General features: G+C 29.7%; 5 protein-coding genes. All 5 read left to right on the top strand.

What is annotated here, in order from left to right; all coding sequences use genetic code 11:
• Window positions 1–331, top strand: a 331-nt coding sequence (locus VK071_06065) for a hypothetical protein (GenBank protein ID HLR34880.1), incomplete at its 5' end; no start/stop codon positions are given.
• A 17-nt stretch (window positions 332–348) separates the two neighbouring features.
• Entirely contained in the window at window positions 349–1392 is a 1044-nt protein-coding gene (locus tag VK071_06060) for a TRAP transporter substrate-binding protein (protein ID HLR34879.1), read from the top strand.
• A 53-nt stretch (window positions 1393–1445) separates the two neighbouring features.
• Complete coding sequence (locus tag VK071_06055) at window positions 1446–1940, top strand: TRAP transporter small permease (protein ID HLR34878.1); 495 nt, start codon at window positions 1446–1448, stop codon at window positions 1938–1940.
• Window positions 1937–3193 carry a TRAP transporter large permease gene (locus VK071_06050; protein HLR34877.1) on the top strand — a complete coding sequence of 419 codons (1257 nt, stop codon included), beginning with the start codon at window positions 1937–1939 and terminating at the stop codon, window positions 3191–3193. Before VK071_06055 ends, VK071_06050 begins: the two co-directional genes overlap by 4 nt.
• Window positions 3194–3318: 125 nt before the next feature.
• Window positions 3319–3954 carry a DUF6198 family protein gene (locus VK071_06045; GenBank protein ID HLR34876.1) on the top strand — a complete coding sequence of 212 codons (636 nt, stop codon included), beginning with the start codon at window positions 3319–3321 and terminating at the stop codon, window positions 3952–3954.
• Window positions 3955–3978: the final 24 nt, after the last annotated feature.

Here is a 3978-nt window from a genome sequence, read left to right as displayed (position 1 = left end):
ATTGCCGATTGTATTCAGAGTATATGATATGTTAATTACCCAAATTGCATGCTTATCTGCAATCTTAGAATATATAAAGAAAGGTGGAGATAGTAGAGGATCATATCTTGTATCAAATGATGATGGGTCTTATGAGATTGAGATAGGAGACGAGGTATTAAGATTCTCATTAGATAATGATTTTAAAAATGAGATTTGTGAAACGGAAGTAACAGTATGTGACAATGTAGATGTTACTCACAAATGGATTCCAGTAAGACCTATACCAGAATATGAATCTTGGTTCGAAAACACATGGAAAGATTATAGAGAAAAGGAAATCTACGAATAATAAAGGGGAAGATTAAAATGAAAAATAATTTTTTGAAGAAAATAATGGTTTCAATAATGGTTTGTGTACTTGTATTACCACTATTTGCATGTGGAAATTCTCAAGAAACAGATGATACAGATTCTTCAGGTTCTTCAGATGAAGTATATGAATTAAAGTTTGCTCATGTAGTTAGACCTACTACACCAAAAGGCTTAGCAGCTGAAAAATTTAAGGAATTAGCAGAAGAAAAGAGTGATGGACAATTAAAAGTAACTATTTATCCAGATTCACAAATGGGAGCAGATCAAGAAATAAATGAGCAAGTATTAGAAGGTACATTAGATATGAATGCTCCATTTTTATCAACTGTAACATCATTCGCACCTGAATTTGAACTTTTTGATTTACCATATTTGTTTGAAAATCCAGATCAAGCATTTGAAGCATTATCTGGGGAAGTAGGAGAAAAATTAAACGGATACTTAGAAGATAAGAACTTAAAAGCATTAGGATATTGGAGTGGTGGTTTTAAACAATTAACTAACTCAAAAAGACCAGTAGAAAATGTAAAAGATTTAGATGGATTAAAGATCAGAGTAAGTCAAAGTCCATTACTTGTAACTCAATTTAAAGCAATTAATGCTGGTGGTATATCTGTTCCATTTGTAGACTTATATTCATCATTACAAACTGGTACGGTAGATGGTCAAGAAAATCCGTATGCTAATATAGCAAGTAGAAAGTTTTATGAGGTTCAAGATTATATGACTATAAGTGATCATGGGTTTATGGGATATATTTTCTTTATAAATAATGACAAATTTGAATCTCTACCAGAAGAATTACAAGAGATTGTAGAAGAAGTGGCTGAAGAAGTAATGAAGGAACAGTGGGAAATAGCGGAAGAAAAAGATGAAGAATATTTAGAGGAAATAGAAGAATCAGGTATAGAAATTACAGAATTTGGTTCAGAAGAGAAAAAAGACTTTAGAGAAGCTACTCAGGAAGCATATGATGAATTCTTAGAGCAAGATGATGCAGAGGAATTAATGAAATTAGTAGAAAAATATACTAAATAAAACAGTAATGTGGCTATGAAAATAGCCACATTATTAAAAAAGGATATGGTGGTATGAGAAAAAGTTTAGATAGAACAATAGATTTGATATCTTCAACATTATTAATTGCTACATCTGTCTTAGTATTTACTCAGGCTATTTTAAGATATTTTTTCAGTTATTCTATATATTGGTCTGAGGAAATCTCCTTATTTATGATTGTATGGTTCATATTTGTAGGATGTAGTGTAACAGCAAAAGAAGGGTCACATATTAGTATGGATATTTTAGAAAATATCCTACCAGATAAAGGGAAAAATGTAATTAATATAATTATAAACATAATAAGTATAGGATTTTGTGCAATTATAATATATGCAGGAATAGGTATGGTAAAAAATGCTATTAATTTAAACTCCATAGCAACATCAATAGATATGCCTTTGTGGATAGCTTATGCATCAGTACCAGTGGGCATGACATTAATGTTAATTCAGTACATATTTAAATTAATAGATTCAATTAATTTTTTAAAAGAGAAAGAAGATATAGATGAGGTGAGGAAATGATATTACCTGCAATATTTATATTATTATTAGTTTTAGGAGTTCCCATAGGTATTACAACAGGATTGTCTTCGATTGCCGCTATTTATAGTAGTGGAATAGGTTTAGACGTTATAGTGCAAAAGATCTATTCAGGTGTAAATTCATTTAGTTTAATGGCTATTCCATTTTTCATATTTGCAGGTGATATTATGTTAGAAGGTGGAGCATCTAAGAAACTAATAGACTTTGCGAATAAGTTATTTGGTTGGATTACGGGTGGATTACCTATAACAGCGGTGGTTTCATCAATGTTCTTTGCAGCATTATCTGGTTCAAGCCCAGCTACTGTAGCAGGTGTAGGTGGGGTAATGATACCAAATTTAAAGGATAATGGATATGATGGAAAGTTTTCTGTTGGACTTTTATGTGCGGCAGGTTCATTAGGAATAGTTATACCTCCGAGTATTACGATGATGTCTTATGGGGTAGTTTCAGAACAATCTATAAGTAATTTATTTATGGCAGCAGTTATACCTGGTATCTTTATAGGATTAACTTTAATAATTTTTAGCTACATATACTCAAGAGTGAATAATCAAATGAAATCCGATGTACCAAGTTTAAGGGAAGTATGGGATACATTTAAGGAAGCCTTTTTTAGTATATTAATGCCTGTGATTATCCTAGGAGGAATCTATAAAGGATTAGCTACTCCTACTGAGGCAGCAGCTATTTCTATAATATATAGTTTGGTCATTTCAATTTTTGTTTATAAAGAAATTAGATTTAAGGATATATTTAGGATCGCAAAAAAATCTGTAGTAACATCAGCTATGATAATGTTTGTGATAGCTAATTCGGCAGTATTTAGCTGGTATTTAACTTTTAAACAAGTACCACAAGTAGTTGCCCAAACAGTATTAGGATTACAAGCTTCACCAATTGTAATAATGTTATTAATCAATATTATTTTGTTATTTGTAGGTATGATTATGGACTCTAGTGCAGCAGTATTGATACTGACACCTTTATTTTTACCTATAGTAACAGGTATTGGAATAGATCCAATTCATTTCGGTGTTATTATGATAGTGAATCTATCAATAGGGATGTTAACACCTCCGTTTGGTTTAAACTTATTTGTGGCATCAGGTATAGGAGAAATATCATTATCTGATGTTGTAAAAGGGGCATTACCATTTATAGCTTTACTAATATTTGATTTATTAGTAATAACATTTGTGCCACAACTATCATCAATATTAATAAAATAATTGTTTTAATTTAACATAAACAAAAGGGGTTATTTCATAACTATGAATTTAGTTAGGAGAAGCCCCTTTTTGATGTAATATGATATGATAATAATTATTAAATATTATAGTGGAAGTGATTAAATATGAAAAGAGTTATTAAAGCCTATTTACTTTTTTTAATTAGCTTAATAATGATGGCTTTAGGCATTACATTTGTTACTAAGTCTAATTTAGGTACCTCTGCAATATCAAGTATTCAATATGTTTTAAGTTTAGCCTTTAGACCAAGTTTTGGTGTGTTTACATTTGTAATAAATTTAATATTCTTCCTAATACAGGTTTTAATACTTAGAGAGAAATTTCCTAAACACCAGTATCTACAACTTTTGGTAGGACCTATTATGGGTATTTTTATAGATATTTGGATGAATACATTTAGGTTTTTAAATCCAGTAAATTATATAACCAAATTAATTATCTCGGTTATAGGTTGTTGCATAATTGCAATTAGTACGATTTTACAACTTAAGGCTGGAGTAGTTACAAATCCAGCTGAAGGAATTGTTAAAACTCTTGCTTATAAAACGAAAATTGGATTTGGAAGAGTAAAGATATATTTTGATTTATTTCTAGTGTTAATTGCTTCTACATTATCATTTCTATTAATAGGTGAAATTAAAGGGATAGGTATAGGAACCTTTATTACAGCAACATTAGTGGGAATTATAATAAGACTTATAAATAAAATTGAAGAAAATATTTTAAGAAAAACAAACTAAATATAAATTATATAAGACACTATT

The sequence above is a fragment of the Tissierellales bacterium genome (assembly GCA_035301805.1).
In the GTDB taxonomy this organism is placed as follows: Bacteria; Bacillota; Clostridia; order Tissierellales; family DATGTQ01; genus DATGTQ01.
The sequence above is the reverse complement of the archived record's forward strand: the minus strand, read 5'-3'. Positions and strand labels throughout refer to the sequence as shown.

What these genes read in the sequence shown, in the direction of transcription:
- VK071_06060 (HLR34879.1), top strand. Translation starts at nt 349, where the DNA reads ATGAAAAATAATTTTTTGAAGAAAATAATGGTTTCAATAATGGTTTGT.
- VK071_06055 (HLR34878.1), top strand. Translation starts at nt 1,446, where the DNA reads ATGAGAAAAAGTTTAGATAGAACAATAGATTTGATATCTTCAACATTA.
- VK071_06050 (HLR34877.1), top strand. Translation starts at nt 1,937, where the DNA reads ATGATATTACCTGCAATATTTATATTATTATTAGTTTTAGGAGTTCCC.
- VK071_06045 (HLR34876.1), top strand. Translation starts at nt 3,319, where the DNA reads ATGAAAAGAGTTATTAAAGCCTATTTACTTTTTTTAATTAGCTTAATA.